The organism is Sphingosinicella microcystinivorans (assembly GCF_003634215.1).
In the GTDB taxonomy this organism is placed as follows: Bacteria; Pseudomonadota; Alphaproteobacteria; order Sphingomonadales; family Sphingomonadaceae; genus Sphingosinicella; species Sphingosinicella microcystinivorans.
The window spans coordinates 168,021-193,571 of the sequence record NZ_RBWX01000007.1 but is presented as its reverse complement, the minus strand read 5'-3'; the positions used below and the strand labels follow the sequence as shown (position 1 = coordinate 193,571).

Genomic DNA, 25,551 nt, shown 5'->3' with positions numbered 1-25,551 from the left:
TTGCCGCAAAATGGAGGCTGAGGGGCACCGCTTCAAGGCCAAATATCCCAAGGCTTTCTGACATGGCGGAAAGCCGCGCTTTCAGGTCAATCCACGCGGATGAAACGCAGCGCCGCCGTGTAGAACAACGCCGTCTCGATGCGGTGGCCCGGGAAGATACGGGCAAGCGCATCGCGGTAGGCGCGCATCTGGCGCAGGTGCGGAGTCGGCACGCCGGAAAGGTCCTGCGGCGGGTTCCGCCCGGTCTTGAAATCGAGTGCGCGCACAACGCCTTCCTCGACGATCAGCCGGTCGATCGTGCCGGTGATGACGACATCCTCGACGACGGCGGAAAGCGGCGCTTCGGCATAGGCTCCCTCCGCAAACCACGCGGTGAGCGTGGGATCAGCGAGCGCGCCCACAACCTCGGCGGCAATCGCACCTGCGTCCAGATCAGGCGCGTTGCGGCGAAGCCATGCATGCACCGCCGCCGCGCGGTTTTCAGGAGCAACACCGCCGATCCGTTCGAACAGCTGGTGCAGCACCTGCCCGCGCCGCGCGGCAGCACGCAGCGCCGGGCCGGGCGGCGGCTCGGCTGGATCATCATCCTGCGGCGCGGACGGCGCGAGCGGGCGCGGCGGGCGCTCCTCCTCCGGCGGCATTGCGAGCGCCCACGCGGGAATGGCTGGCGTGGTGCGCCGCACAGGTTTCGTCGGCGCTGCGACCGGTGCAGGCGTGCCGCTCGCATGGCGCAGCACGTCGCCCCAGACGGAATCGGCAACGCTTTGCGCGCCGAGCGCGGCGAGCGCATCAGTGACGTGACCGTGCCAGCTTTTCGCCTTCGATGGACGCTTGCCGAGCGCGCCGCCGACATAGAGGCGATCCTCGGCGCGGGTCAGCGCGACATAGAGCAGGCGCATATGCTCCTCGCCCTCCGCCCGGGTCGCGGCCTCATAAGCCTCGCGCGCGGGGCCGACGAGCGTCTTCGACGAGCCGAAGAACAGCGGGGCGGGTCCAAGGCCCGGCAGCTCAAGCGGCAGCGGCGGCTTTGCGCCCTTGGGCACGGCGGACGCTGCATCGGCCATGATGACGATGGGGGCCTGCAACCCCTTCGAACCGTGCACCGTCATGATGCGGACAGCGTCGTGCGCGGCCTCGGCATCGCGCTTCACCTCAACGTCGTCCGCCTCGATCCACGACAGGAAGCCTTGTAGCGAGGGTGTGTTCGCGCCCTCGTATGCAAGCGCCTGATTGAGCAGTTCCTCGATCGGGTCGCGCGCTTCCTCGCCGAGCCGCGCGATCAGGCGAAGGCGGCCCTGGGGTTCGCCCGAAAGCACGTATTCAAGGAACTCGTACGGCGCCATGTAGTCGGCGCGGGCGAGCACCTTGCCGAGCCAATCCTCGGCGGCGCGGGCCTTGTCGTCGCTGCGGTCCCGGAGCGTGCGCCAGAGCGTGCCGCGACGCTTGAACGCGAGGTCATACAGGTCATCCTGAGACCAACCGAGGAACGGCGACACGAGCAGCGCGGCGAGCGAGAGATCGTCGCCCGGCTGGAGCGCGAAACGGACGAGCGCGAGCAAATCCTGCACCGCGAGCGGCTGCGTGAGGCGCAGCCGGTCCGCACCCGCCACCGGCACGCGCGCCGCCATCAGCGCAGAGACAAGCGCGGGAACAAGGCTGCCGCGCGAGCGCACCAGCAGCATGATGTCTCCCGCCGCGATCGGCCTGCCCTTGGAGGCGAGCAATTCGCCGCGTTCCAGCCAGCCCGCAACCTGCCGCGCGATATTGGCCGCGAGGGTGCGCTCGGCATCCTCGGGGACGGCGTCTTCCACCTCGTCGTCATCATCCGGCTCGCCCGTGACGGGCGCCCAGAGCACGACTTCGCCGGCTGCACCGGCACGATGCGCAGCGTGGCGCGGAATATCGCCTTCGATGCCGAATGCTGCGGCACCGACGGCTTCCACCACCGTATCGACGACATCGAGCACGGCCGGCACGGAGCGGAAGCTGAGCGCGAGGTCGATCGTCTCGAAGGGCTTCTCCGCACCGAGCGCCCGGCGTTCGGCGGCAACCCGCGCCGCTTCGAACGCGCGCGGGTCGGTGCCCTGGAAACCGAAGATCGCCTGCTTGTAGTCGCCCACCGCGAACTGCGTGCGCGCGCCCGTCTCCGCCTCGTCGCGCGTGCCCGTTCCTGCGAAGAACTCGTCGGCGATCGCCTCCACGATCGCCCACTGCGCGGCGTTCGTATCCTGCCCCTCGTCGACGAGGATGTGATCGATGCGCTGGTCGAGCTTGAAGAGCACGAACGGCGCGGCGAGCGTGGAGAGCAGCCGCGCGGCCTTGACGATGAGGTCGGCATAATCGAGCGCTCCCGCCGCTTCCTTGCGCGTCTCGTATGCCGCCGCAAACGCGTGGCCGACACGCAGGTGAAGCGCCGCCGTTTCGGCAAGGTCGAGCCCGGCGGCAAGGTCTCGCACCGCGCCGATGACCATGCAGAAGCGCGCGTGGAGCGTGTCGAAATACGGATCGTTCTTCCTGGGCGGTTTCTTGAACTCGCCCGCCGCGGTGAACGCGATCCCGACGAGATCGTCCAGAAAGTCGTGGCGCACTTCAGGCGCCGCGCCGAGCACACGTCCCAGCGTATCGGCCGCCTCGAGACCCGTCTTCGTGCCCCATGCCACCATCGCCGCCGTATATTCGCGCACGGTTTCCCAATCGAAGGCATCGTCGGCGAGCGCGTCGGAAAGCACTTCATCTCGGCTGCCGCTGACCGGAAGGCCAAGCCCGCGCCGCACGAGGCCGCGCCAGTCGACCGCCTTGCCGTAGACGTTTTCGAACACCGCGCGCCCAGCGAGCAGCTTCGCGATCACCTCCTGCACGCGCGCTTCACCGCCTTGCACGGAGAGATCGGCAAGGTCGGCGAGCAGCGATGCGTCGCCGCTGCCGATCCGTTCGGCAAGCGTTTCGGAATGGATGCGCAGCGCACTCCGGTCGTCCAGCGTTTCGTAGCCGGGCGCGATCCCGGCTTCGAGCGGGAAGGCGGCGAGCAGCGCGCTCGCGAAGCTGTGCAGCGTCTGCACCTTCAGGCCCCCGCGCGTCTCCAGTGCCTCCGCGAACAGCGCGCGTGCGCGGCGACGTGTGTCCTCGTCGGACGGCGCACCGATCGCGACGAGCTCGGCGGTAAGCGCCCCCTCGTCCGCACGCACCCAGCGCGACAGGGTTTCGAAGATGCGCGTCTGCATCTCCGCCGCCGCCGCCTTGGTGAAGGTGAGCGCGAGCAGCCCGTCTGGCCGCGCGCCCGCAAGCAGCAGCCGCAGCACGCGCGCGGTCAAGACCTGCGTTTTCCCCGTGCCCGCAGAGGCCGAAACCCATGCGCTGAGTTCAGGGTCGGCAGCGCGTTTCTGTTCGGGAAGAAGGGGCCGGATGCTCATTTGCGACCCCACCATTCGGCAAGCCGCGCGAGGTGGTCGTAGTCCTGCAAGTGGACGGCGTATTCCGGCTTCACCTTCGCCTCGAAGGGCCGACTGCCCGCGAGATATTCGGCGACCGCCTCCTGGAACGCCTTGCGGCAGGTCTCGATGAACGCGGGGAGATCAGCCCATGCGCCCTTGTAGTGGCGCGCGCTCGTCGTTTCCTTGCCCGCCTCCTTGCCACCCGACAGTTTCCAGTAGGCGACCTCGACGACGCGCGACGCCGGGCCATCGAGCGCGCCTTCCTCGGCAAGCCACGCAAGGAGGCCAAGCTGAGAGGCCAGCCCATCCGAAAGCCGCGCCTGCCGGGGCACGGCGCCGGTCTTGAAGTCGGCGATCAGCAAGCCCTGCGGCCCTGCCTGAACGATGTCCGCCTTGCCCTTGAGCTTGACGCCGGAAACCTCGAAGTGCCCCTCGACTTCGGAGCGGACCTCGCCCCAACCCGCATCCGCCCGTGCGGCCATCAGTTCCGAAACCCAATCGAGCATCCGCACGATGCGCGGCTTCCACAACGCCGCGACCAGCGGTTGGTCGGCGTGCTCGGCAAGAGCGATGTCGATGGCTGCTTCGCGCGCGGCGGGATTGTTGAGCGTACCCGCCTCGATCAATGCCTCGATAACAGCATGGACAATGGTGCCGCGCTCAGCCGCCGAGAGATCGGCGTCGAGCGGATCGAGCGGTCGCAGGCGCAGCATCTTTTCGGCGTAGAAGCTGTAGGGATCGATCAGCAGGCGATCGACCTGCGTCACGCTGATCTGCGTCGGCCTGTCGGCAACCGGTGGAGAGGGACGCGGCCTCTCGGCGGGCGGCACGGTTTCCCGCGCGTCGAGGGCGGCAGCAAGCGCGGGGAGTTCGGTATCCCAAGCGGCATGTTCTGCCGCAAAGGCAAGCAGCCGCAGCCAGAAGCGCGACGCAACCGTGGGCGCGGAGGCATCGCGCCGCGCGCGTGTGAGCAGCACTTCGGGCGCAGCAGCGGCGAGCACGAAATCGTGCGCGGCAAGGCCGATCGCGCGCTCGGTCTCGGGCAGGCCGAGTCGGCGGCGGATCGCGGGCGGAATCCATGGATCGAACGGGTCGCCGCCCGGCCAGGCACCTTCGTTCAGCCCGCCGAGGATCATCAGATCCGTGCGCTGCAATCGTGCTTCGAGAAGACCGTAGATGGCGAGGCGCGGATGCTTGCCGAACGGCGGGCGCACCGCGACGTCCTCCAGCATCGCGCCCAGCAGCGCGGGGAGATCCATCGGCGGAATGGGCAAGCCGATCTCGCCGTGCTGCACGATCTCCGCGATCGTTTCAGACGCCGCGCGCCCAGCGGCGCCTTCCCAGACGCGACCTTCGGAGATGTCTTCGGCGAAGACACGAAGCCCCTCCGCGAACGCCGAAAGCGCCTGCGGTTTCGCCATCAGCGTTTCCAGCGCATCGAGCCGAGGGCGAAGCGCCTTCCACCAAGCGGCAAGCTGTGTGCGCTCGCCCTCGGGAAGCGCACCCTGCGGTGGAGATGTGACGCGCGCGGCAATGCCTTTCAGCCCCGCCGCGGGCCGCACGCCGCGCAGCACGAGATCGAGGCGGCGCACCTCGTCGAGCCAGTTCAGGCGTGCCCTGCCCTCACCCGGCCCGGTCAGCGGATGCTTCAGGAGCGCGAGCAGCGCGCCCGGCGCGAAACGCTGCGCACCAGCCTCCAGCGCCGCAAGCAGCAGCGTGCCCGAAGGCGCGCGCGCAAGCGGGGTGCCCGCCGAATCATCGACCTCGACCTCCCAGCGCCGAAGCTGCGCGGCGACGCGGCGGGCAAGGCCGCGATCCGGCGTAACAAGCGCGGCAGTCGCCCCCGGCGTGTCCAGTTGGCGGCGCATGGCGAGCGCGATGACGCCAGCCTCCTCGGCCGGGTTCGCCGCCTCCGCGAAACGAAGCCCGGGGAGCGGGCCCGCGGGCGGCCAGTGCGCCGTGCTTCCCGCGAGCGAGAGCGCCGCGCCGATCGCCTCCGCACGCTCTTCGGACCCATCGCGCTCGCTGGTGCCCTCCCAAACGCGCACCTCGTCGCGCGCGACGCTCATCCGGTCCAGAAGGTGCCAGAGGCCGCACTGGGGATGCGCCGGAAACGCGCGGATCGCGTCCCAATCCCTGGTATCGAGATCGAGACCGGGCAGCACCACCGCTCCCCGCGGCAGACCGGCAACCACCGCGAGCACCGCCGCAACCGCCGGGTCGGCGCTTGCCATACCCGCCGCCACGATCGGCCGCGTGGGAGGATGGGCCCGCCAGCGATCAGCGATCGCGGCCAGAAGTGCCTGCCGCCGGGCCACGCGGTCCATAAGCCCGCGCGCGGCAAGCTGCGGCGGCCACCCAGCCACCACGACCTCCACGAACTTCAATGTCGCTTCCCAGTGCGCGCCAAGCTCCGCCATCGTTTCGTGAAGACGCGCGGGTTCGATGCCTTCGAGCTGAAGCTGATCGAGCGTGTGCGCCAGCGCATCGGCGAGCCGCAGCGTCTCGACACTGCTGCGGGCGCGGCCATTCAGTTGCTGCCAGCGGCGGACAAGCGGCATCAGCAGCATTCGCCGCTCGAACGCGGCAATCGCCGGCTGCACGTCTGCCTCCAGCGTCATCGCTTCGTCGAAAAGGCCAAGCGCCTCGTTCTCGCCGACGTCGCCGATCGGCAGCATCCGGGGCAGCAACAGCGCGCCACCCGAAGCGCGCACAAACGCCTCCGTCACGGCGCGAACAGCGCGGCGATTGGGAAGCAGCAACAGCGCCCGGGGCAGTTCGGCACGCCCGATACGGCTCAGCATCCCGGCGGCGAGCGCGTCGGCGAAGGCACGGTGCGCCGGAATTGTGAAAACGGATGTCCGCTCAGCCATTGCCGAGCAGCGCCTCCGTCTCCTTCACGGCCTCGGGCGTGCCGACGTGGAACCACTGCCCGGTGTGCGCGATGCCGTAGAGACGCCCGCTTTCGATCAGTCGATCGTAAATGAGATTGAGCGAGAATGCCCCTGTCGGCACATCGTCGAACAGCGAGGCTTTGAGAAGCTGCACGCCGGAGAACACGAACGGCGCCACGCGCGCGCCGCGTCTGCGCGCAAGCAGACCTTCCGGCGTCATGTGGAAATCGCCCCGCCCCTCATAGCCATGCGCGCGGGCAAGCGGCACGACGAGCAGCAGAGCATCCATAATCTCCGGATCCCACCGCCGCGCCATCTGCCGCAGCGTATCGATCGGCCCGTCCACCCACATGTTGTCGCTGTTCACGACGAAGAACGGGTCGGCGCCAATCAGCGGCAGCGCCTTCGCCACACCGCCGCCGGTTTCCAGCAGCGCCTCACTTTCGTCGGAAACGGCGATGTCGAGATCGGCCGCGCTGCGCGCGAGGTGCGCCTCCACCTGTCCGGCGAGGTAATGCACGTTGACGACGACCCGTCGCACATCCGAACCGCGAAGATTATCAAGCGCGTGGTCGAGGAGCGTCTTGCCATGTACGCGGACGAGCGGCTTGGGACGCGTCGCGGTGAGCGGCCGCATCCGCTTCCCGAGCCCGGCGGCGAGCACCATCGCGGCGGTGGGCAGCGGGCCTTCAGGATTGGGCCGAAGCGACAGCGGCGCGCGATGCGTTTTCATGCTGCCCCCGTGAAATCGCGACGCGCCGAAAGCGGCAGATTCGCGTCGAACCAGCGCGCAACAGGCGCGAGCGCCGCGTGCGCGAGGTTGCGATCAAGCAGCGACCACACGCGCGGAATATGCTTCAGATAGCCGGACTTCCCGTCGCGCCGCCACAGCCGCACGAACACGCCGAGAATACGCGCGGCACGCTGCGCACCAAGCACCGCATAGCTCGCCGCGAAGGCACGCGGATCGAATTCCGACCGCGCGGCGAGATAGCGCGCAACGAGTTCGGGTTCTAGTGCGGGCGGCACGTCGCGGCGCGGATCCTGGATCAGCGAAACGAGATCATAGGCGGCAGGCCCGTGCATCGCGTCCTGAAAATCAAGCACGCCGACCCGGGCGAGACCGTCGCGATCCGGCAGCCACATCAGGTTCGGCGAATGGTAATCAAGCTGGACAAGGCGGTCGTCGTGCGCCCGCGCCAGCGGCCACACCTCCGCCCACGCCGCCGCATAGGCCGCACGCAGCGCATCGTCCGCCGCGCCGCCCATAAGCTCCGGCCAGTGCCAATCGAGCACAAGCCCCACCTCGCGCGCCATGCGCTCTTCGGGATAGGGGCCGACCGCGTGGCTGCCTATGCTTTGTACCATCGGCTCGGCATGAAGATGCGCGAGCACGTCGGTTGCCGCGCGGTAAAGTTCCGCTTCGTCGGCGCCGCTTTCGATGGCGCGCACGAACATGGAATCGCCAAGGTCCTCCAGAAGCGCGAGGCCTTCATCCGGCGCGGATGCAAACACTTGCGGCACGCTGACGCCCCGCGCCGCGAGATATGTGTCGATCGCGACAAATGCCGCGCAGTTTTCGTTGGGCGGCGGCGCATCCATCAATACGGCGCGGCGGGCGCCATCGCGCACACGGAAGTAACGGCGGAAGGACGCGTCTCCGGCAAGCGGCGCGATTTCCGCACCGCCCCATCCGTTTGCCTTCAGGAAAGCGCTCGCCCCTTCGGGCAGGTTCAGATCGGCCATCGCGCTTCCCAAGCGGGCGGCACGCGCGCTGTCAAGCGGCGGCTTCCTTCGCCCGTTTCGGTGAGCGCCAGATGCAGTGCTTCGGGCCAGCGTTCGCCCGCACGTTCCGGCCATTCGATGATGAGCACGCCGTCCGCCAGAATCTCGTCGAGTCCAAGCTCCTCGACCTCATCCGGGTCTTCAAGCCGATAAAGATCGACATGCCACACGGGCAGGCGCACGCCCGGCGGATCGTAGCTCTGCACCAGCGTGAAGGTCGGGCTCGGCACTTCGCCCCCATGCCCCAGCCCCGCGAGGACACCCCGCGCAAGTGCCGTTTTCCCCGCGCCGAGATCGCCCGACAGCAGCACGACGTCTCCCGGCGCAAGCCGCGCGGCAAGGCGCCGTCCGAACATGTCCGTCGCCGCTTCGTCGGCAAGCACCGTCACACCTTGTCTCCATGACGACGCGGAATGTGGAGGCTGACCGTCGTGCCCTCGCCAAGATGCGAGTCGAGCACCACGCGGCCGCCGTGCAGATCGATCACGTCGCGCACCAGCGAAAGGCCGAGGCCGACGCCCTGGCTTGCGGTGGCGTTGGACCCCTTGCGGAACCGATCGAACACCAGTTCCTGCTCTTCGGCCGGAATGCCGATGCCGTTGTCGCTGACACGGATCACGATGCTGCCCGGCAGGCTTTCGACAAAGATGACAACGCGCCCACCGGAGGGGGTGAAGCGGATCGCGTTGTTGACGAGGTTGAACAGCGCCTGCTTCAGGCGCACCGGATCCCCATCCATCTCGCCGATATCGGCGGGCACGTTGATCTCGAACGTGAGGCCCCGATCCTCCGCAAACCCGCGCGTCATCATCGCGACGCTTTCGACGAGCTCACCCACCGCCACCGCGCGGATATCGAGCGCGAGCGCGCCCGCTTCGGTCACGGCGAGGTCGAGAATATCGTTGATGAGCAGTTGCAGCCGATCCGACGAAATGAGGATCGAACGAATATAATCTTCCTGCTTGGGCGAGAGCGCACCGACATAGCCCTGCGCCAGCATCTCGGCAAAGCCGCTGATCGCGGTCAGCGGCGTGCGCAGCTCGTAGGACATGTTTTCGACGAACGCCGATTTCTGCCGGTCCGCAGCCTCCAGCGCCTCGTTGCGTTCACGCAGCGCATTCTCGATGCGCGTCGAATCGGTGATGTCGAGGAAGGTAATGAGCGCATTGCCGTCCGGCAGCGGCACCGCCGCGTACTGGAGCACGCGCGCGCCGGTGAAGTCGACGCGGCCCGCCTTTGCCTGCCGCCCGACGGTGGAGGCCTGAATGAGGTCGCGCAGCAGGCCGAGATAGGCGTGTTCCTCGCGCGGCGGAGCGCCGGGATCTGCGAGCTCGTCAACGTGCGGCTTCGTCGCGAGGTGTGCTTCGTCGATGTTCAACAGGTCGGCGAACACGCTGTTGTAGAGCTGCACGCGGCCATCGGCGGCGAACACGGCGACGGCTTCGTGAAGGTTGTTGAGCGTGGCTTCCTGCACGCGCAGCAGCGTGTCGCGCGAGCTTGCAAGGCGAAGCTGTTCGGAGCGGTCCTCGAAGATCAGCAGCAGGCCGCCATCAGGGCTCGGCTGCGCGATCACGCGCAGCACGGTCGTGTCGGGGAGAACCCACGTCTCCTCGGCATTGTCCATCTGGCTTGTGAACCACGCGCGGCGTGCGCGGCGCCAGCTCGGGAAATCGCGCTGCTCGGGCAGGCGGTGCTGCTCCTGCATACGCTCGAACAGCCGGTCGAACTCGGGGCCTTCGTCCAGGAACGTGGCATCGAGACGGAAGAGCGCTGCAAACGCCGTGTTCCAGAACACGAGTGCGCGGTCCGCGCCGAACCGGGCGACACCGGCAGAAAGGCGGTCGAATGTCGCCGTCTGCGCGGCAACGAAGCGTTCGAGTTTGCCGACCGCCTCGTCACGCTCGCTGATGTCGATGGCGTAGCCGGCCACCTCCCCGTTTTCGAGCGGCTTGTCGATGATCCGCATCATGCGGCGTTCGCCGCCGATGATCGCCGGTTCCTCACGCACCTGCGGCGAACCGGTCGCAAGCGCCAGGCGAGCCGCCGATTGCGGCGTCGCCGACAGCGGGTTGGAAACGAGCTCGACGCCGAGCCGCACGGCAGCAGCGGGGCTTTCCGCTTCCACCGCATGGGCATAGGCGCGGTTCACCTGAACAAGGCGCTGGTCGGCGCCGCGTCGCCAGATCGGGATCGGCGCCGCATCGATCACCGCCGTCGAAGCGCCGAGCGTGGCGCTGAGCGCGTCGCGGTCCGCCTCCAGCGCCTCTGTCCGGCGGTATGCGCCGCTCGAATCCGAAAACCACACGACCGTGCCGCGATCGCCCGCGAGTTGCGGCGGGGCGGTTTTGCCCTCCGCGGTCAACACCCGTTCGCCGGCCCCGGCCACGGAAATGCGAAACGGCGCGCCGGAAATCGCGAGCGCCTGGATCGCCGCGCCGAGCGCCGAATAATCATCCGGGGAGAGGCCGCTTTCGCCCGCGCCGAGCAGATCGTCGAAGCGCGACACCTTGCGATCGAGCCCCAGCCACGAGCGGAGCGTGTCCGAACACGAGGCCGCCCCGTCTTCACCGACAACGAGGTAGGCGCCGGGCGTGGTGGTAAGGAGGCCACGCAGCCGGAGGCCCCATTCCTTCGCCGTTTCCGCCTGCACGCGCGCACGCGCCGAGCGGATTACCGCCCACACGGCAAACGCCAGCCACGCCGCGCCGATGATCGCGGTCGCCGTAACCGGCCAGCCGCGCTGCATCAGCGACACGGCTGCCGATGCCGGTGCTGCAGGCAGCATCAGCAGAAGCGCGATGAAGGCGGTAATGCGAGACGTCACGGCGGCGACCTTAGACGCAGTCGCCGCCGGTTTGAATCCCTGTTGATCGCGTCAGTAGCGGTATTGGTCGGTCTTGAAGGGTCCGGCGGCATCGATGCCGAGATAAGACGCCTGTTCGCCCGAGAGCGTGGTCAGTTCGACACCGAGCTTTTCGAGGTGCAGCGCCGCCACCTTCTCGTCGAGGTGCTTCGGCAGCACGTAGACGTCGTTCCTGTATTCGCCGCCGCGCGTGAACAGTTCGATCTGCGCGAGCACCTGGTTGGAGAAGCTCGCCGACATCACGAAGCTCGGGTGGCCGGTGGCGTTGCCGAGGTTGAGGAGGCGGCCCTGCGAGAGCAGCAGAATGCGCTTGCCGTCCGGAAATTCGATCATGTCGACCTGCGGCTTCACCTCGGTCCACTTGAGGTTCTTCAGCGCACCGACCTGAATCTCGTTGTCGAAGTGGCCGATGTTGCCGACGATCGCCATGTCCTTCATCGCGCGCATGTGATCGATCGTGATGACGTCCTTGTTGCCCGTGGCAGTCACAAAGATGTCCGCGAGCGGCGCGGCGGTCTCCATGGTGACGACCTGGAAGCCGTCCATCGCCGCCTGCAGCGCGCAGATCGGGTCGATCTCGGTGACCATCACGCGCGCACCCGCGCCGCGCAGCGAGGCGGCAGAGCCCTTGCCGACATCGCCGTAGCCCGCGACGACGGCGACCTTGCCCGCCATCATCACGTCGGTGCCGCGACGGATGCCATCGACGAGGCTTTCCTTGCAGCCGTACTTGTTGTCGAACTTCGACTTGGTGACGCTGTCGTTCACGTTGATCGCCGGGAACGGCAGCTTGCCCGCCTTGGCGAGCTCGTAGAGGCGGTGCACGCCCGTGGTCGTTTCTTCCGAAACGCCGCGGATGCTCTTCAGCGTCTTCGTGAAGAAACCCGGCGTGGCGGCCGCGCGCGCCTTCACGACGCGCTGGAATTCCTCTTCCTCCTCGTTCGTCGGCGCGGGCAGGTTTTCGCCCGCCTCAAGCCGCGCGCCCCAGAGGATGAACATGGTGGCGTCGCCGCCGTCGTCGAGGATCATGTTGGCCGGTTCGCCCGGCCACTGAAAGGTGAGGTCGATATAGTCCCAATATTCGGCGAGCGTTTCGCCCTTCACGGCGAACACGGGAATGCCCTGCGCGGCGATGGCGGCGGCGGCATGATCCTGCGTCGAATAGATGTTGCACGAGGCCCAGCGCACCTCGGCGCCCAGCGCCGTCAGCGTCTCGATCAGCGCCGCGGTCTGAATCGTCATGTGCAGCGAGCCGGTGATGCGTGCGCCCTTCAGAGGCTTCGACGCGCCATATTCCGCGCGGAGCGACATGAGGCCCGGCATTTCGGTTTCCGCGATGGCCAGTTCCTTGCGGCCCCAATCGGCGAGCGTGATGTCCCGGACGATATAATCCTGCGCCATGAATCTTTTCCTGTCTCTGTGCGCGCGGGCGGCCGCGCGGATATCAGAGGCGGGATTACGAGAGGGTTCGGCTCAAGGCAAGAGAGAATATAAAGAACTCTTTATGTCCACAGAGAAAGGCGGCCGCGTGAGCATGAGCTCGCGCAGCCGCAAGAGGCCGCCCGCCACCGCCGCAAAAGGGGAGGAAAAACAGCGGCGGCGGGCCGGAGGGACTGGGAAAACGGTAAGCGACGCGACGAAACGGGAAAGCCTCTGGCGCCCCGCTCAGGAGCAGGTGCGACCGACGCCCTTTGGCGAAACGAATAGCCGGTCGGCAATCGCCTCAACCTCCGCGCGCCCGAGCCCGGCGACCTGCTCCGCGAGCGCGGCGGTCTCCTTGCAAAAGGCCGGATTGGCTGCGCCGGCCGAATGGCCGTTCGCCATCGCGGTGGTGAAGCGGTCGTAATCGCGCGCCTTGCCGGCGCGGACGAAGTGCGTCTTCAGCACGTCGTTGTGGGCGGAAATCGTTGTGCGATGCGCCTTCACGAAGCGGTTGTAATGCCCGAGCACGTCATACTGCGTGGAGCGGCATTGCAGCGCGCCGACCATCAGCAGCGTCTGCAGGTCGCGCACCTTGGCGGCCTTCACCGCTGCGCCGTTCCAGCAGTTCTGCGCGGCCGCCGGCGTGGCGAGCGACAGGGACAGCAGCGCAGCGGCACTGCTGATGAGCATTCTTGAAAATCTTTTCATGGCGTGACCCCCAGCTGACACGCAGGGAGGGACCCTCTTCTCCCGGCGACAGGCCAAGAGTGCGACTCGGGTGTAAATCACGCCTTAAACGAAACGGTTGTCGAACGATTAAACGCGTTTCCCTACGCGTGCCCCGCGCTCGCGCTGAGCAGGCCGACGTCGATTCCCGCGCCCGCATAAGCAGAGGTCCAGCGACTATCGATCGGTGCGTCGAACAGCAGCGCACTGTCTCCCGGCACGGCGAACCAGCCGTGACGCGTCATCTCCTCGTCGAGCTGACCCGGCCCCCAGCCTGCGTAGCCAAGGGCGATCAGCCACTGCTGCGGGCCCTTGCCCGCCGCGATGTCGCGCAGAATATCGAGCGTTGCAGTCAGCGCCCAACGCCCGCCCACGGAAAGCGTGGACTGGCCCTCGTATTCCGGGCTGTGCAGCACGAAGCCCCGGCCGGGCTCCACCGGCCCGCCCGCAAACACCGGCACAGCCGGCGCGATGCCGGGATCGACATCGAGCTGTTCGAGCAGGCTGCGCACATCGATGTCGTCGCGGACCTTGTTGATGATGAGCCCCAGCGCCGAATCCGCATCGTGAACACACATGGCGATCGCGACCCGCTCGAATCGCGGATCGGCCATGCCGGGCATCGACAGCAGAAGCTGTCCCGAAAGATAAGGCGCGACGTCCATGGCGGAACTATAGGCAATCCTGTTGCTTCATGCCAACGGACGCTTGGCGATCGGCGGGTGACCGGTTACGAAGCGCGTCCAGATTCCCCCGTCCAAGGAGCAAGACCCATGACGATTTCGGTAGGCGACAAGGTCCCGAGCGCAACACTGATGACGATGACGGACAGCGGCCCCGCGCCCGTCCACACCGACGAGTTCTTCGCAGGCCGTACCGTGGCGCTTTTCTCGGTCCCCGGTGCCTTCACGCCGACCTGCTCCGCAAAGCACCTGCCCGGCTTCATCGATCATGCTGAAGAGCTGAAGGCGAAGGGTGTCGACGAGATCGCCTGCATCGCCGTGAACGACGCCTTCGTGATGGGTGCATGGGGCAAGAGCGCGGGCGCTGACGGCAAGGTGACGATGCTCGCCGACGGCAACGGCAGCTTCTCCGAAGCGCTCGGCCTCACCATGGACGCGTCCAAGTTCGGCATGGGCAAGCGCGGCCAGCGCTTCTCGGTGCTCGTGAAGGACGGCGTCGTCATCGAACTCAACATCGAAGAGCCGGGCGCCTTCCGCGTCTCGAGCGCCGAGCATCTGCTGGGCCAGCTGGCCTAAGCCCCAATGCAGGACGCCGCAGCCGTCGTCGCGGAACTCGATCGCCTCTACGAGGCGTCCCGCGAGCGGCTGCGGACCGCCCTGCAAGCCTACATCGTAGACGGCACCCGCCCCGACGCAGCAGCGCGCGAAGCGGGTGCCTTTGCCTACCCCGAACTCCGGCTGACCTACGGCGGCGAACGCGCCGCACGGCCCGCCTCTCACGCCTGGGGTCGCCTCACCGCACCGGGCACCTACGCGACCAGCATCACGCGGCCCGCATTGTTCCGCGACTACCTCGCCGAGCAGATCAATCTCCTCGCCCGCGATTACGGCGTGACGTTCGAGGCCGCACCCGGTCGTCAGGAAATTCCCTTCCCCTATGTCCTCGACGCTGGTGGGGTGGACCTCGGCGAGGTGACCGCGGAAGAGCTTGCACGCTGGTTCCCGGCAACCGAGCTTGCCTACATCGGCGACGAGGTCGTGGACGGCCTCTGGAACCCCGCGCTCAGTCCGGCCCGGCCGCTCGCACTATTCGATGCGCTGCGCACCGATTTCAGCCTCGCGCGCCTCCGCCACTACACGGGCACGCCGCCCGAGCACGTGCAGCGCTATGTGCTGTTCACCAACTACCACCGCTATGTCGACGAATTCGTGCGCTGGGCGTGCGAACAGTTGAAGGCCGACAGCCGATACATCGCGCTTTCCGGTGCGGGCGGCGTGGTGATTACCGCGGGCGACGCCGACCCGGAGCGCATGGCCTCCGACGCGGCATGGCGGCGCCACCAGATGCCCGCGTGGCACCTGATGACCGAGGACGGCACCGGCATCAGCCTCGTCAACATCGGTGTCGGCCCGTCGAACGCCAAAACGATCACCGACCATCTCGCCGTCCTGCGCCCCGAAGCGTGGCTGATGATCGGCCACTGCGGGGGCCTCCGCCCCACGCAGACGATCGGCGACTATGTGCTCGCGCACGCCTATCTGCGCGACGATCACGTGCTCGATGATGTGCTGCCGCCGGAAATTCCCATCCCCGCCATCGCGGAGGTGCAGCAGGCGCTCCAGCAGGCGGCGCTCGACGTCACCGGCGAAAGCGCAGACGCCCTGAAGCGCCGATTGCGCACGGGCACCGTCGTCACGACCGACGATCGCAACTGGGAACTGCGTTACTCGCTTTCGGCGCTGCGCTTTTCGCAGTCGCGCGCGGTCGCGATCGACATGGAATCAGCGACCATCGCCGCGCAGGGATACCGCTTCCGCGTCCCCTACGGCACGCTGCTCTGCGTTTCCGACAAGCCGCTGCACGGCGAACTGAAGCTGCCAGGACAGGCAAACCGTTTCTACGAGCGCGCCATCCGCGAACACATCCGCATCGGCATCGCCACCTGCGACCTGCTCCGCACCGCCGGCTCACGCCTGCACAGCCGCAAACTCCGCGCCTTCGACGAGCCTGCGTTCCGATAGCCTCGCCGACCCGGTTACCAGCCGCAGGTCTTGCCCTTGTTCTGCTTTTGAAGCCACGTCATCAGCGGCTGGAAGTAGGCAATCATCGCCTTGCCATCCATCTGGCGTGAACCCGTGAACGCCTGCAGCGCGTCCGGCCACGGCTTCGAAGCTCCCATCTCCAGCATGGCGTTCAGCTTTTCGCCGACCTTCTTGTCGCCGTAGATCGAGCAGCGGTGCAGCGGCCCCTTCCAGCCAGCCTGTTTGCAGGCCGCCTGATGGAACTGGAACTGCAGCAGCCGCGCGAGGAAATAGCGCGTGTAGGGCGTGTTGCCGGGGATGTGGTATTTCGCGCCCGGATCAAAATCCGCCTCGCTGCGCGGCACCGGCGGCACGATGCCCTGATACTGTAGGCGCAGGTCGTTCCAGGCCTTGTTGTAGGTGTTGGGCGTGATCTGCCCCGAGAATACGCCCCAGCGCCATTTGTCGATGAGAAGCCCGAAGGGCAGGAACGCCACCTTGTCCATCGCCTGCTTCAGAAGCAGCCCGATGTCCTTGTCCGCGCTCGGCACCGCCTTCGGGTCGAGCAGGCCGATTTTCACGAGGTAATCCGGCGTCACGGAGAGCGCGATGAAATCGCCGACCGCTTCGTGGAAACCGTCGTTGGCACTGTTCATGTATAGGAACGGCTGCTGGTTGTAGGCGCGCTGGTAATAGTTGTGCCCGAGTTCGTGGTGCACGGTCACAAAATCGTCGCCGTTCACCTTGGTGCACATCTTGATCCGGATATCGTCCTTGTTGTCGATGTCCCACGCGCTCGCATGGCACACCACCTCGCGGTCGCGCGGCGCGGTGATCATCGATCGCTGCCAGAAGGTTTGCGGCAGCGGCGCGAAGCCGACCGACGAGAAGAAACCCTCGCCCGTCTTCACGATCTGCTCCGGCGTATAGCCCTTCGCAGCGAGCAATTCGGTCAGGTCGTAGCCGACATCGCCCGCGCCCTTCGGCGCGACGATATCGTAGATATTCCCCCATTCCTGCGCCCACATGTTGCCGAGGAGGTCGGCACGGATCGGGCCGGTTTTCGGCTGCACGGCATCGCCGTATTTCTCGTTCAGCTTGGCGCGCGTGTAGCAGTGGAGCTGGTCGTAAAGCGGCTTCACCTGGTTCCACGTATCGTCGGTAAGTTTCGCGAACGCATCCGGGTCCATGTCGTAACCCGCGCGCCATTGCGCACCGGTATCGACATAGCCGAGTTCCTTCGAGCCGGCGTTCGAGATGGAGACGAACTGCGTATAATCGTTGCGCATCGGCACGCCGATCTTGTGCCAGGAAACCCACATCTCCTTGAGGAGTTCGGGATCACGCTCGGTCCCCATCAGCTCTTCAAGATCGTTGCCGCTCTTCACCTCGCCCTTGTAGGTGCCCTTGCCCTTTCCGTAGGCGGATTGGAGGCCGGTGAGCAGCGTCGAGAGCGTGTCCGCCGCGCCGGGCGTGTTGGGCGCGGGCGCCACAAGGCCCTGCCGCAGCATGTCGAGCTTGCGTTTCGTGTCGTAAGAGAGGCCCGGCAGCGCGGCGTATTTCGCGGCTTCGGAGGCATAGCGCACGCCCGCCTCCGTGAAGGCCGCACCCGTGCGCGCGGCAAGAATGTCGGTGTCGTCGGTGATGTATGTCGCGTTCACCCATGCGGCGCGCGCCGCGAAGATGCCGAGTTCTTCCAGATCCTTTTCGGCCTTCGCCACGAATGCGTCGGCATCGGCGGCGGTCGGCGCAGGTGCAGCGCCTGTGGCAAGCAGCATCGCGGCGAGCGCGATTGCAGACGTCAGATGTTTCATGGTCGGATTTCTCCCCTGAATCGTATGACGTCAGGGTAAAACCACGAGCTTGTTGGTCAAGCGGCGAAGAAGTCTGCCAGCGACGAGCCGAGTTCTGGCCGCGTGACGCTCGACATGTGCGTGCCCGGAATTTCGCGCCACGTCGCGTTCGGCAGCGCTTCCGACAATCGGTGCGCCTCGGCGTTATAATGGTCCTCCGCGCCGCACAGCACGAGCGCAGGCAGCGTGATCGCCTCCACGTCGGCAAGCGCCGAGTCGACCTGCGCGTTCAGCAAATGAATCGCGGCCTCCGGGTCCACCTTGTTGGTCCGCATGAACTGGATCGCGAAATAAGCCTCGCTGCCGCGCGCATGGTCATCGGCATTCCGCACCGTGTCGATGAACCAGTTGGTGCTGGGCGCGACGTTCACGACCGCGCCGAGGCCCATGCCCACCACCGCGATACGGCGCGGGGCCGCCCCGCGGACCACTGCCCGCAGCGTCTGCCGACCGCCAAGCGAATAGCCCCCGAGATCGTAGTCGGTAAGGCCGAGGTGATCGATCAACGCGAGCACATCGTCAGCCAGAACGTCCGCTGGGTATGCGGCTGCGTCGGTCGGCGCCGCGCTTTTCCCGTGCGCGCGGAAATCAGGCATGATGACGCGCACGCCGGCTTCGGCGATGCGTGCCGCCGTGCCGAACTTCAGCCAGTTGACGTTGGCGTTCGAAAACAGGCCGTGCAGCAACACGAGCGGGCGCCCGTCCTCCGGGCCTGCCTCCGTCCACGCAATGCGAACGCCGTCGAACGATTCGAAATCTCTATCCCGCGTCTGGAGAGACACCCGCTTCCTTCCACCGTTTGTTCAGCGCCTCGTACTCATCGCAGCGCTGGCCGGGAAGAGCGGACGTGTCGCTCCATGCATCATGGCGGCTTTCGATGCCGAAATTGGAGGTCGGGAAAAACGGCGAGGGGTCATCGAAGGACCCCACGGTCAGGTCCATGTGGTCGCTGTCAGGGAATGCGAAGCCGAGCGGGGTGCCGCAGGCCGAACAGAACGGCCGCTTCGCGATCGGCGAGGAGGCGTACCAGTCCGGCTCCCGGCTCCAGTGTACCGCCGCCTTGGGCAGGTTCTTGAACGCGATCGAAACCCCGCCCGTCGCGCGCTGGCAATAGCGGCAGTGGCAGAGGTAGGCCTCGTAATTGCCGATCTCCGCTTCGTAGCGGATACGGCCGCACTGGCAGCCGCCGGTCACCTTCGTCATCGCGCCTCCAGTCCCGCCTGTTTCATGCGCCAGACGGCAATGTCGATACGATCCTGACCGAAGAAGGGTTCCCCATCGAACACCAGCGTCGGCACGCCCCAGTGCCCCGCCTTTTCGAGCGCCTGCTGGTTCGCCGCGATCTCCGCGTCGAGCGCTTCGGCGTCGGCTGCGGCCTCGGCTTCGAGTTCCGCGAAATCGAGCCCGGCGCGCGTCGCCGCGCCTGCCAGATGATCGCCCTCGTGCCAGTTTTCCGTGCCGCCCCAGATCAGCCGCGACGCTTCGTCGGCGAACGCAAGGCCTGCGCCGCGCCGTGCCGCCGCCTGCCCGAGCCGGGTCAGACGGAAGATGTAGGGCTGATCGGCGGCGATCTCGCGCGTGAACATGTTCTGGACAATCGGATCGGGCCGCGGCGGCGCCACAGGTATCTCCAGATACTGCGCCACGCGCACGAAATCGCGCATCGTGTAGCCGAGCCAGTTCGGATGGTTCGTCTCGAAGAAATCGGGCTGGCGGATCGCGAGCGGATAGACGGGCCGGAGATTGATCCGGAGGTCGTATTCTTCCGTCAGCGCGCGATAGCGGCGCGCCGCGAGGTACGAATACGGCGAGCGGAACGACCAGAAGACGTCGGCGGAAAGTGTCGTCATGTGCGACAAATTACACCGCTTCGCCCCGTGCGCCATCCTGTCATTGAATATAGTAAGCATAGTTATTATATCTGCGCTTATGAGCGAATCACTTGGCTTTCTGCTTTCGGACAGCGCGCGTCTGCTGAAGCGCGAATTTGATGCGCGTGCCCGCACGATCGGCGTCACGCGCCCGCAATGGCGCGTCCTTATCGTGCTTAAGCACGAAGAAGGCATCAATCAGGGCGAGCTTGCCGACCGGCTGGAGGTCGAGGCGATCACGGTGGGTCGCATGGTCGATCGACTGCAGGAGGCCGGCATTGTCGAGCGTCGCGCCGATCCGAACGACCGGCGCGCATGGCGGCTGTACCTGACCCCGCACTCGCGTGCCCTGATGGAGGAGCTGCGGCCGGTTTCCGAGCGCATGATTGAAGACACGCTCGAAGGCTTCACCCCAACCGAACGAGCGACTTTCGTGAACTACCTTGAACGCGTGCGCGCGAACCTGCAGCGCCAAACCGGTCAGGAGGCCGTCAATGGCTGACCTTGGATTCGAAGTGAAAGAGGACACCGCGCTGTCTCGCCGCCGTTTTCCGGCATGGCTACGTCCCTTGCTCATGCTTTCTGTGCCGCTGCTGCTGATCGTGGGCGGCGCATGGCTTTACCTCGCCGGCCGGGCGCATGAATCGACAGACAACGCCTATGTCCAGCAGGACAAGGTCTCGATCGCCCCAGAGGTGAGCGGTCGCATCGTCGAGGTCGACGTGCACGAAAACATGCGTGTGCAGGAAGGCCAGCTCCTGTTCCGCATCGACCCCCAGCCTTATCGCATCGCGCTCCGCCAGGCGGAAGCCGCGCTCGCCAAGGCGCGCGTGGAGGTCGATGAGCTTGGCGCCGAGGTGACGGTCGCCGACGTCGACATCGCCACCGCGCGCAGCGAGATCGCCTTCGCCAAGGCAGAATTCGATCGGCAGGCGGAACTTCTCAACCGCGGCTTCACGACCCGCGCCCGCTACCAGGCCGCACAGCTCGCGCTCGCCAAGGCGCGCGAACAGATGAACACAGCAACCTCAGAGGCCCGCAAGGCCCGCGTCGCACTCGGCAGCGGCGCCGCCGCCTCCAACCGCCCCGCCGCAGTCGAAGCCGCGCTCGCCGCCCGTGAGGAAGCCATGCTCAACCTGTCGCGTACGGAAATTCGCGCGCCGGCAAGTGGTATCGTCAGCCAGACCGACCGTCTGCAGGTCGGCGCGATGCTGCCCGCAGGACTTCCGACGCTCAGCCTCGTGGCAGATGGGCATTCGTGGGTGGAAGCGAATTTCAAGGAAACCCAGCTTCGCAAAATGCACACCGGCCAGAAGGCGACGATCACCATCGACGCTTACGGTCGGGCGCTCTCCGGCCACGTCGAAAGCATCGGCGCCGGCACGGGCAGCGAATTTGCTCTGCTCCCCGCGCAGAACGCCAACGGCAACTGGGTTAAGGTGACCCAGCGCGTGCCCGTGCGCATCGCGATCGATGCAAAAAGCGACCGCCCGCTCATCGCAGGCCTCAGCGCCGAGGTGAGCGTCGACGTGCGTTCCAAAACCGCCGTAAACTGATGTCCGCGAGTGCGGCAGCAGCGCACGGCCAGCCGGTCGTCGAGGTCAGCAACAAGCCTCTGCTCATCGTCGGCATCATGATGGCGATGGTCATGCAGGTGCTCGATTCGACGATCGCCAACGTCGCGCTTCCCCACATGCAGGCCTCGCTCGGTGCGACCTTCGACAGCGTGTCGTGGGTGCTGACAAGCTATATCCTGGCCACTGCCATCGCGATGCCGCTCACCGGCTGGCTCTCCGATCGTGTCGGATCGCGCAGGCTGTTTATCGTCTCCGTCGCGGGGTTCATCATCACCTCGATGCTCTGCGGCATTGCGGTCAATCTTCCGGAAATGGTGGTGTTCCGCGTCCTGCAGGGCGTATCCGCCGCGTTCGTGGGGCCGCTGTCGCAAACCGTGATGCTTGATATCACCCCGCGCGAGCAGCATCCCAAGGCCATGGCGCTGTGGGGCATGGGGATCATGGTCGGCCCCATCCTGGGGCCGATTGTCGGCGGCTGGCTCACCGACAACTACAACTGGCGCTGGATCTTTTACATCAACGTGCCCATCGGCGTGGCGACGCTCGCAATCCTGATCGCGTTGCTACCGTCGCGCCCGGTGCGCCGTCGCGCTTTCGACCTGTTCGGTTTCTCGATGCTGGCCATCGGCCTTGCCGCTCTGCAATTGATGCTCGATCGCGGCCAGCAGGAAGACTGGCTGCAATCCTGGGAAATCCGATTGGAACTCGGCGTCGCGATTGTCGGCATCTGGCTTTTCCTCGTCCATATGGTCATGGGACGGCGACCGATGTTCGAGCGCGAGATGCTGAAGGACCGCAACCTCCTCATCGGCCTTGTCTTCATGATCAACGTCGGCGTGATCCTGATGGCAACGATGGCGCTGCTGCCGCCGATGCTGCAGGCCGTCTACGGCTATCCCGTTCTCGATACGGGGCTGATGCTCGCCCCCAGGGGTATTGGTGTCGTCATCAGCCTGGCGATCGCGAGCCAGCTTGCAGGGCGCATCGATCCGCGCTTTCTGATCGGCGGCGGCATGGCGCTCGCGGCAGCCTCGCTCTGGTGGATGACGCGCTGGTCGCTCGATATGGACTGGCATCCCGTGGTCTGGAGCGGCGTGCTGCAGGGCCTCGGCCTCGGCTTCATCTTCTCGTCGATCAACCTCGCCGCGTTCGCAACGCTGTCGCCGCGTTACCGCACCGATGCCGCGAGCCTGCTGTATCTGATGCGCAATATCGGCGCTTCAGTGGGCATTTCGATTGTCACGGCGCAATTGGCGCGCAGCGTGCAGACGGGCCATGAACTCATGGTGGGCAACATCACCGATACCTCGCTGGCGCCGCTCGATTTACGGATGATCGAAGGCGCGGGCGGCACGGGCGCCAGCCTGTATTCGATGATCGACGCAGAGATCACGCGGCAGGCGACGATGATCGGCTACATCAACGATTTTTACCTGCTGATGATCGTGACGCTTCTCTCGATCCCGCTGGTGCTGCTCCTGAAACGGCAGCAAACTGCGCCCGGCACCGGTCGCTGAAAGCTTACGCCTTACGCAGATGCCGGCGGCCGAGCAGTTCGGCGATCTGCACGGCGTTCAGCGCTGCGCCCTTGCGGAGATTGTCGCTGACGCACCAGAGGCTGATGCCGTGCGCGACCGTCGGGTCCTTGCGGACGCGGCTTACAAAGGTCGCATATTCGCCGACGCATTCGATCGGCGTCACGTAACCGCCGTCCTCGCGCTTGTCGACGAGCATGATGCCCGGTGCCGTGCGCAGCACGTCCTGCGCTTCTTCAGCCGAAATCGGGTTTTCGAACTCGATGTTGATCGCTTCCGAATGCCCGACGAACACCGGCACGCGCACGCAGGTGGCGGTCACGCCGATGGCGGGATCGAGGATCTTGTGCGTCTCGGCAACCATCTTCCATTCTTCCTTGGTGGAGCCGTCCTCCAGGAAAACGTCGATGTGCGGAATAACGTTGAACGCGATCTGCTTGGTGAACTTCCGGGTTTCCTTGGGGTCACCCACAAAGATCGCACGGGTCTGCTCGAAAAGCTCGTCCATGCCTTCCTTGCCTGCGCCCGACACAGACTGGTAGGTCGAAACGACGACGCGCTTGATCGTCGCGAGGTCATGGAGAGGCTTCAGCGCCACAACCATCTGCGCGGTCGAGCAGTTCGGATTCGCGATGATATTGCGCTTCTTGTAGCCGTCGATCGCGTCGGGATTCACCTCCGGCACGATGAGCGGGACATCCGGCTCCATGCGGTAGAGCGACGAGTTGTCGATCACGACGCAGCCGGCGTCCGCGGCCTTCGGAGCGTAGATCTTCGTGGGCCCAGAGCCCGCCGCGAACAGCGCCATGTCCCATCCGGTGAAATCGAAATGCTCGACGTTGCGGACCTTCAGTTCGCGGTCCGTCTCGCCGAAGGGGATCATGTCGCCCGTGGAGCGCGAACTGGCGAGGGCGGCGATCTCGTCGATCGGAAACTCACGCTCGGCAAGGATATTCAGCATCTCGCGGCCGACGTTCCCCGTCGCGCCCACAACAGCAACTTTATAACCCATATGCCTGTCCCGCCTGTCCGTGTGCCGCGCGGCCTTCTGCGCCCCCCGGACGCGGCTTGCAAGGCCGTTCTGCTAGTTTGGGAGCAATGCCGGAGCATCACCCTTCAGCGCGTCGGGCGAGAGCATGCCGAGCGAAATATAGCATTTCAGAAGCTCATCGACGGTAACGCCCGTCACCTCGATGATCGAGGACGGCGGCACCAGAACGAGCCCGCCCGTCATCGGCAGCGGCGCCGATGGCAGATACACAAGCATCCGCTCTTCGCCGCCCACCCTCAAGACGTCGGGCGACGCCAGCAGCGCCAACACGTCCGCACCCCGATCCCCGAAGCGGCAGGCAATGACACGCATTGCGGCAAGGTCGCTCTCGTTTTTGGTGCCGAGCATCCGAACGAGCTTGGAAACCGGGCGGTAGACATCGCGCAGCACTGGAATCCGGCCGATGATGGCGTCCAGCCGCCGGTCGATGCTCCGCCTCGCACGGTCGCCGAACGCGAAGCCGACACCCCAGATGCCGGCGACCACGAAGATCAGCAGCAGCCAGAAGCCGACCGTGCCGTCACCGAAAATGAATGCGCCGCCGCTCGTCAGCGCCGATCCGAGCAGCGTCTCCTCGCCGAACAACCCCGCGACCTGCCGCACCAGCCAGTCGAGGATCATCAGTGTCAGGATGAACGGCAGCAGGAACAGCAGCCCGGTGAGAAACTGCGCGACGATCCGGTCGAGTGCAATGCGCCAGGGCGGACGCGGCGGTTCGGGAAGATCGTCGGGCGGTGTCATGCGCCCCTTATAGCGCTGCGATGATCGCCGCGCCCATACCCTCTGTCGAAAGCGTGCCGCCGATGTCGGGCGTGCGCGCGCCGGCGGTCAGCGCCTTGTCGACCGCCGCCTCGACGCGGTCCGCCGCAGCGGCGTCGCCAAGGCTGAAGCGCAGCGCCATCGCGAAGCTGAGGACCGCCGCGCAGGGGTTCGCAACGCCCAGGCCCGCGATATCCGGCGCCGAGCCGTGAATCGGCTCATAGAGGGCCGGCTTTCCAGCCTCGCTGATCGCAGCGGACGGGAGCATACCGAGCGAACCGGTGAGCATCGCGGCCTCGTCGGACAGAATGTCGCCGAAAAGATTATCGGTGAGGATCACGTCGAACTGCTTCGGGTTCTTCACGAGCTGCATCGCCATATTGTCGGCAAGCATGTGCGACAGCTCCACGTCTGCATACTCGGCTTTGTGCAGCGCGGTCACTTCCTCCTTCCAGAGGAGTCCCGCTTCCATCACGTTCGATTTTTCGGCGGAGCAGACCCGGTTCGAGCGCTGCCGCGCAAGCTCGAACGCCGTGCGCGCCACGCGGCGGATTTCAGAGGAGGTGTAGACCTGTGTGTTGATGCCGCGCCGTTCACCGCCGCCAATGTCCTCGATGCCGCGCGGCGTGCCGAAATAAACGCCGCCGACCAGCTCACGAACGAACAGGATGTCGAGCCCCTCCACGAACTCGCGCTTCAGGTTAGACGCATCGGCGAGCGCCGAAAAGCAGCGCGCCGGGCGCAGGTTGGCGTAAACGCCCATGTCAGCGCGCAGGCGAAGGAGCCCCGCCTCCGGGCGCTTGCCAAAGGCCTGGTCCGCCCATTTCGGACCACCCACGGCGCCCATCAGCACCGCATCGACGGCAAGCGCGCGTGCCACTGTCTCGTCCGTGATCGGAAGCCCCGTCGCGTCGATGGACGCGCCGCCGAAGAGCGCTTCCTCAACCGCGATATCGAGCGCGAGCGCCGCGATCAGCCGCTTGACCTCCCCGATCACCTCCGGGCCGATACCGTCGCCAGGAAGCAGCAGCAGGGATTTCGTCATTGGGCTTGATCCTTTTTCGGGGTGTTAGACGGTA

General features: G+C 66.2%; 21 protein-coding genes. 5 read left to right on the top strand and 16 right to left on the bottom strand.

Annotated elements, in window-relative coordinates; all coding sequences use genetic code 11:
- Positions 1 to 86: 86 nt before the first annotated feature.
- From addA to DFR51_RS01130, 9 genes are all read right to left on the bottom strand, one after another.
- The gene (gene addA, locus DFR51_RS01170) at positions 87 to 3,410 is read right to left on the bottom strand and encodes a double-strand break repair helicase AddA (protein WP_160119107.1); all 3,324 of its coding nucleotides are present in this window, start codon (positions 3,408 to 3,410) and stop codon (positions 87 to 89) included.
- A complete protein-coding gene (gene addB / locus DFR51_RS01165) occupies positions 3,407 to 6,304 on the bottom strand; it encodes a double-strand break repair protein AddB (protein WP_121047224.1) in 2,898 nt (965 codons plus the stop codon). Before addB ends, addA begins: the two co-directional genes overlap by 4 nt.
- Entirely contained in the window at positions 6,297 to 7,058 is a 762-nt protein-coding gene (locus DFR51_RS01160) for a nucleotidyltransferase family protein (RefSeq protein WP_121047223.1), read from the bottom strand. Before DFR51_RS01160 ends, addB begins: the two co-directional genes overlap by 8 nt.
- Positions 7,055 to 8,071: an aminoglycoside phosphotransferase family protein gene (locus DFR51_RS01155; protein WP_121047222.1), complete on the bottom strand. Its 1,017-nt coding sequence runs from the start codon at positions 8,069 to 8,071 to the stop codon at positions 7,055 to 7,057. Before DFR51_RS01155 ends, DFR51_RS01160 begins: the two co-directional genes overlap by 4 nt.
- A complete protein-coding gene (gene tsaE, locus DFR51_RS01150) occupies positions 8,059 to 8,499 on the bottom strand; it encodes a tRNA (adenosine(37)-N6)-threonylcarbamoyltransferase complex ATPase subunit type 1 TsaE (RefSeq protein ID WP_121047221.1) in 441 nt (146 codons plus the stop codon). Before tsaE ends, DFR51_RS01155 begins: the two co-directional genes overlap by 13 nt.
- A complete protein-coding gene (locus tag DFR51_RS01145) occupies positions 8,496 to 10,934 on the bottom strand; it encodes a sensor histidine kinase (RefSeq protein WP_121047220.1) in 2,439 nt (812 codons plus the stop codon). The genes tsaE and DFR51_RS01145 overlap by 4 nt, the downstream gene beginning before the upstream one ends.
- Positions 10,935 to 10,985: 51 nt before the next feature.
- Positions 10,986 to 12,374 carry an adenosylhomocysteinase gene (gene ahcY / locus DFR51_RS01140; RefSeq protein ID WP_121047219.1) on the bottom strand — a complete coding sequence of 463 codons (1,389 nt, stop codon included), beginning with the start codon at positions 12,372 to 12,374 and terminating at the stop codon, positions 10,986 to 10,988.
- A gap of 264 nt (positions 12,375 to 12,638) precedes the next feature.
- Positions 12,639 to 13,085: a hypothetical protein gene (locus tag DFR51_RS01135; protein WP_121047218.1), complete on the bottom strand. Its 447-nt coding sequence runs from the start codon at positions 13,083 to 13,085 to the stop codon at positions 12,639 to 12,641.
- A 140-nt stretch (positions 13,086 to 13,225) separates the two neighbouring features.
- Positions 13,226 to 13,786: a YqgE/AlgH family protein gene (locus DFR51_RS01130; protein WP_121047217.1), complete on the bottom strand. Its 561-nt coding sequence runs from the start codon at positions 13,784 to 13,786 to the stop codon at positions 13,226 to 13,228.
- Between the two features lie 108 nt (positions 13,787 to 13,894).
- Here DFR51_RS01130 and DFR51_RS01125 point away from each other — a divergent pair, with 108 nt between their 5' ends.
- Both DFR51_RS01125 and DFR51_RS01120 read left to right on the top strand, forming a co-directional pair.
- Positions 13,895 to 14,380 carry a peroxiredoxin gene (locus tag DFR51_RS01125; protein ID WP_121047216.1) on the top strand — a complete coding sequence of 162 codons (486 nt, stop codon included), beginning with the start codon at positions 13,895 to 13,897 and terminating at the stop codon, positions 14,378 to 14,380.
- Between the two features lie 6 nt (positions 14,381 to 14,386).
- Entirely contained in the window at positions 14,387 to 15,826 is a 1,440-nt protein-coding gene (locus DFR51_RS01120) for an AMP nucleosidase (RefSeq protein ID WP_121047215.1), read from the top strand.
- Between the two features lie 14 nt (positions 15,827 to 15,840).
- Here the strand turns inward: DFR51_RS01120 and DFR51_RS01115 are convergent, their stop codons facing one another.
- From DFR51_RS01115 to DFR51_RS01100, 4 genes are read right to left on the bottom strand one after another with little or no spacing between them, the layout of a single operon-like run.
- Entirely contained in the window at positions 15,841 to 17,640 is a 1,800-nt protein-coding gene (locus tag DFR51_RS01115) for a M2 family metallopeptidase (RefSeq protein WP_121047214.1), read from the bottom strand.
- A gap of 56 nt (positions 17,641 to 17,696) precedes the next feature.
- Entirely contained in the window at positions 17,697 to 18,461 is a 765-nt protein-coding gene (locus DFR51_RS01110) for an alpha/beta fold hydrolase (protein ID WP_121047213.1), read from the bottom strand.
- On the bottom strand, positions 18,439 to 18,882 hold the full coding sequence (locus DFR51_RS01105; protein WP_121047212.1) for a GFA family protein: 444 nt from the start codon (positions 18,880 to 18,882) through the stop codon (positions 18,439 to 18,441). Before DFR51_RS01105 ends, DFR51_RS01110 begins: the two co-directional genes overlap by 23 nt.
- Positions 18,879 to 19,529 (bottom strand): 2-hydroxychromene-2-carboxylate isomerase, encoded by a 651-nt coding sequence (locus DFR51_RS01100; RefSeq protein ID WP_121047211.1) that lies wholly within the window; start codon positions 19,527 to 19,529, stop codon positions 18,879 to 18,881. The genes DFR51_RS01105 and DFR51_RS01100 overlap by 4 nt, the downstream gene beginning before the upstream one ends.
- Positions 19,530 to 19,608: 79 nt before the next feature.
- Between DFR51_RS01100 and DFR51_RS01095 the strand changes: the two genes are divergently transcribed.
- The 3 genes from DFR51_RS01095 to DFR51_RS01085 are packed head-to-tail and all read left to right on the top strand — an operon-like array spanning position 19,609 to position 22,644.
- Entirely contained in the window at positions 19,609 to 20,052 is a 444-nt protein-coding gene (locus DFR51_RS01095) for a MarR family winged helix-turn-helix transcriptional regulator (protein ID WP_121047210.1), read from the top strand.
- Positions 20,045 to 21,106 carry an HlyD family secretion protein gene (locus DFR51_RS01090; protein WP_121047209.1) on the top strand — a complete coding sequence of 354 codons (1,062 nt, stop codon included), beginning with the start codon at positions 20,045 to 20,047 and terminating at the stop codon, positions 21,104 to 21,106. The genes DFR51_RS01095 and DFR51_RS01090 overlap by 8 nt, the downstream gene beginning before the upstream one ends.
- Positions 21,106 to 22,644 carry a DHA2 family efflux MFS transporter permease subunit gene (locus DFR51_RS01085; RefSeq protein ID WP_121047208.1) on the top strand — a complete coding sequence of 513 codons (1,539 nt, stop codon included), beginning with the start codon at positions 21,106 to 21,108 and terminating at the stop codon, positions 22,642 to 22,644. The genes DFR51_RS01090 and DFR51_RS01085 overlap by 1 nt, the downstream gene beginning before the upstream one ends.
- A 4-nt stretch (positions 22,645 to 22,648) precedes the next feature.
- Here DFR51_RS01085 and DFR51_RS01080 read toward each other — a convergent pair whose 3' ends face one another.
- The 3 genes from DFR51_RS01080 to leuB form a co-directional block, all read right to left on the bottom strand.
- A complete protein-coding gene (locus DFR51_RS01080) occupies positions 22,649 to 23,674 on the bottom strand; it encodes an aspartate-semialdehyde dehydrogenase (protein WP_121047207.1) in 1,026 nt (341 codons plus the stop codon).
- 72 nt (positions 23,675 to 23,746) lie between these two features.
- Complete coding sequence (locus DFR51_RS01075; protein ID WP_121047206.1) at positions 23,747 to 24,454, bottom strand: DUF502 domain-containing protein; 708 nt, start codon at positions 24,452 to 24,454, stop codon at positions 23,747 to 23,749.
- A 7-nt stretch (positions 24,455 to 24,461) separates the two neighbouring features.
- On the bottom strand, positions 24,462 to 25,517 hold the full coding sequence (leuB, locus tag DFR51_RS01070) for a 3-isopropylmalate dehydrogenase (protein WP_121047205.1): 1,056 nt from the start codon (positions 25,515 to 25,517) through the stop codon (positions 24,462 to 24,464).
- Positions 25,518 to 25,551: the final 34 nt, after the last annotated feature.

Coding starts and splice junctions, on each gene's coding strand:
- DFR51_RS01155 (WP_121047222.1), bottom strand. CDS start 8,071: ATGGCCGATCTGAACCTGCCCGAAGGGGCGAGCGCTTTCCTGAAGGCA.
- leuB (WP_121047205.1), bottom strand. CDS start 25,517: ATGACGAAATCCCTGCTGCTGCTTCCTGGCGACGGTATCGGCCCGGAG.
- DFR51_RS01075 (WP_121047206.1), bottom strand. CDS start 24,454: ATGACACCGCCCGACGATCTTCCCGAACCGCCGCGTCCGCCCTGGCGC.
- DFR51_RS01125 (WP_121047216.1), top strand. CDS start 13,895: ATGACGATTTCGGTAGGCGACAAGGTCCCGAGCGCAACACTGATGACG.
- addA (WP_160119107.1), bottom strand. CDS start 3,410: ATGAGCATCCGGCCCCTTCTTCCCGAACAGAAACGCGCTGCCGACCCT.
- DFR51_RS01105 (WP_121047212.1), bottom strand. CDS start 18,882: ATGACGAAGGTGACCGGCGGCTGCCAGTGCGGCCGTATCCGCTACGAA.
- DFR51_RS01100 (WP_121047211.1), bottom strand. CDS start 19,529: ATGACGACACTTTCCGCCGACGTCTTCTGGTCGTTCCGCTCGCCGTAT.
- DFR51_RS01090 (WP_121047209.1), top strand. CDS start 20,045: ATGGCTGACCTTGGATTCGAAGTGAAAGAGGACACCGCGCTGTCTCGC.
- DFR51_RS01120 (WP_121047215.1), top strand. CDS start 14,387: ATGCAGGACGCCGCAGCCGTCGTCGCGGAACTCGATCGCCTCTACGAG.
- DFR51_RS01085 (WP_121047208.1), top strand. CDS start 21,106: ATGTCCGCGAGTGCGGCAGCAGCGCACGGCCAGCCGGTCGTCGAGGTC.
- DFR51_RS01095 (WP_121047210.1), top strand. CDS start 19,609: ATGAGCGAATCACTTGGCTTTCTGCTTTCGGACAGCGCGCGTCTGCTG.
- ahcY (WP_121047219.1), bottom strand. CDS start 12,374: ATGGCGCAGGATTATATCGTCCGGGACATCACGCTCGCCGATTGGGGC.
- DFR51_RS01080 (WP_121047207.1), bottom strand. CDS start 23,674: ATGGGTTATAAAGTTGCTGTTGTGGGCGCGACGGGGAACGTCGGCCGC.
- addB (WP_121047224.1), bottom strand. CDS start 6,304: ATGGCTGAGCGGACATCCGTTTTCACAATTCCGGCGCACCGTGCCTTC.
- DFR51_RS01135 (WP_121047218.1), bottom strand. CDS start 13,085: ATGCTCATCAGCAGTGCCGCTGCGCTGCTGTCCCTGTCGCTCGCCACG.
- DFR51_RS01160 (WP_121047223.1), bottom strand. CDS start 7,058: ATGAAAACGCATCGCGCGCCGCTGTCGCTTCGGCCCAATCCTGAAGGC.
- DFR51_RS01115 (WP_121047214.1), bottom strand. CDS start 17,640: ATGAAACATCTGACGTCTGCAATCGCGCTCGCCGCGATGCTGCTTGCC.
- DFR51_RS01130 (WP_121047217.1), bottom strand. CDS start 13,786: ATGGACGTCGCGCCTTATCTTTCGGGACAGCTTCTGCTGTCGATGCCC.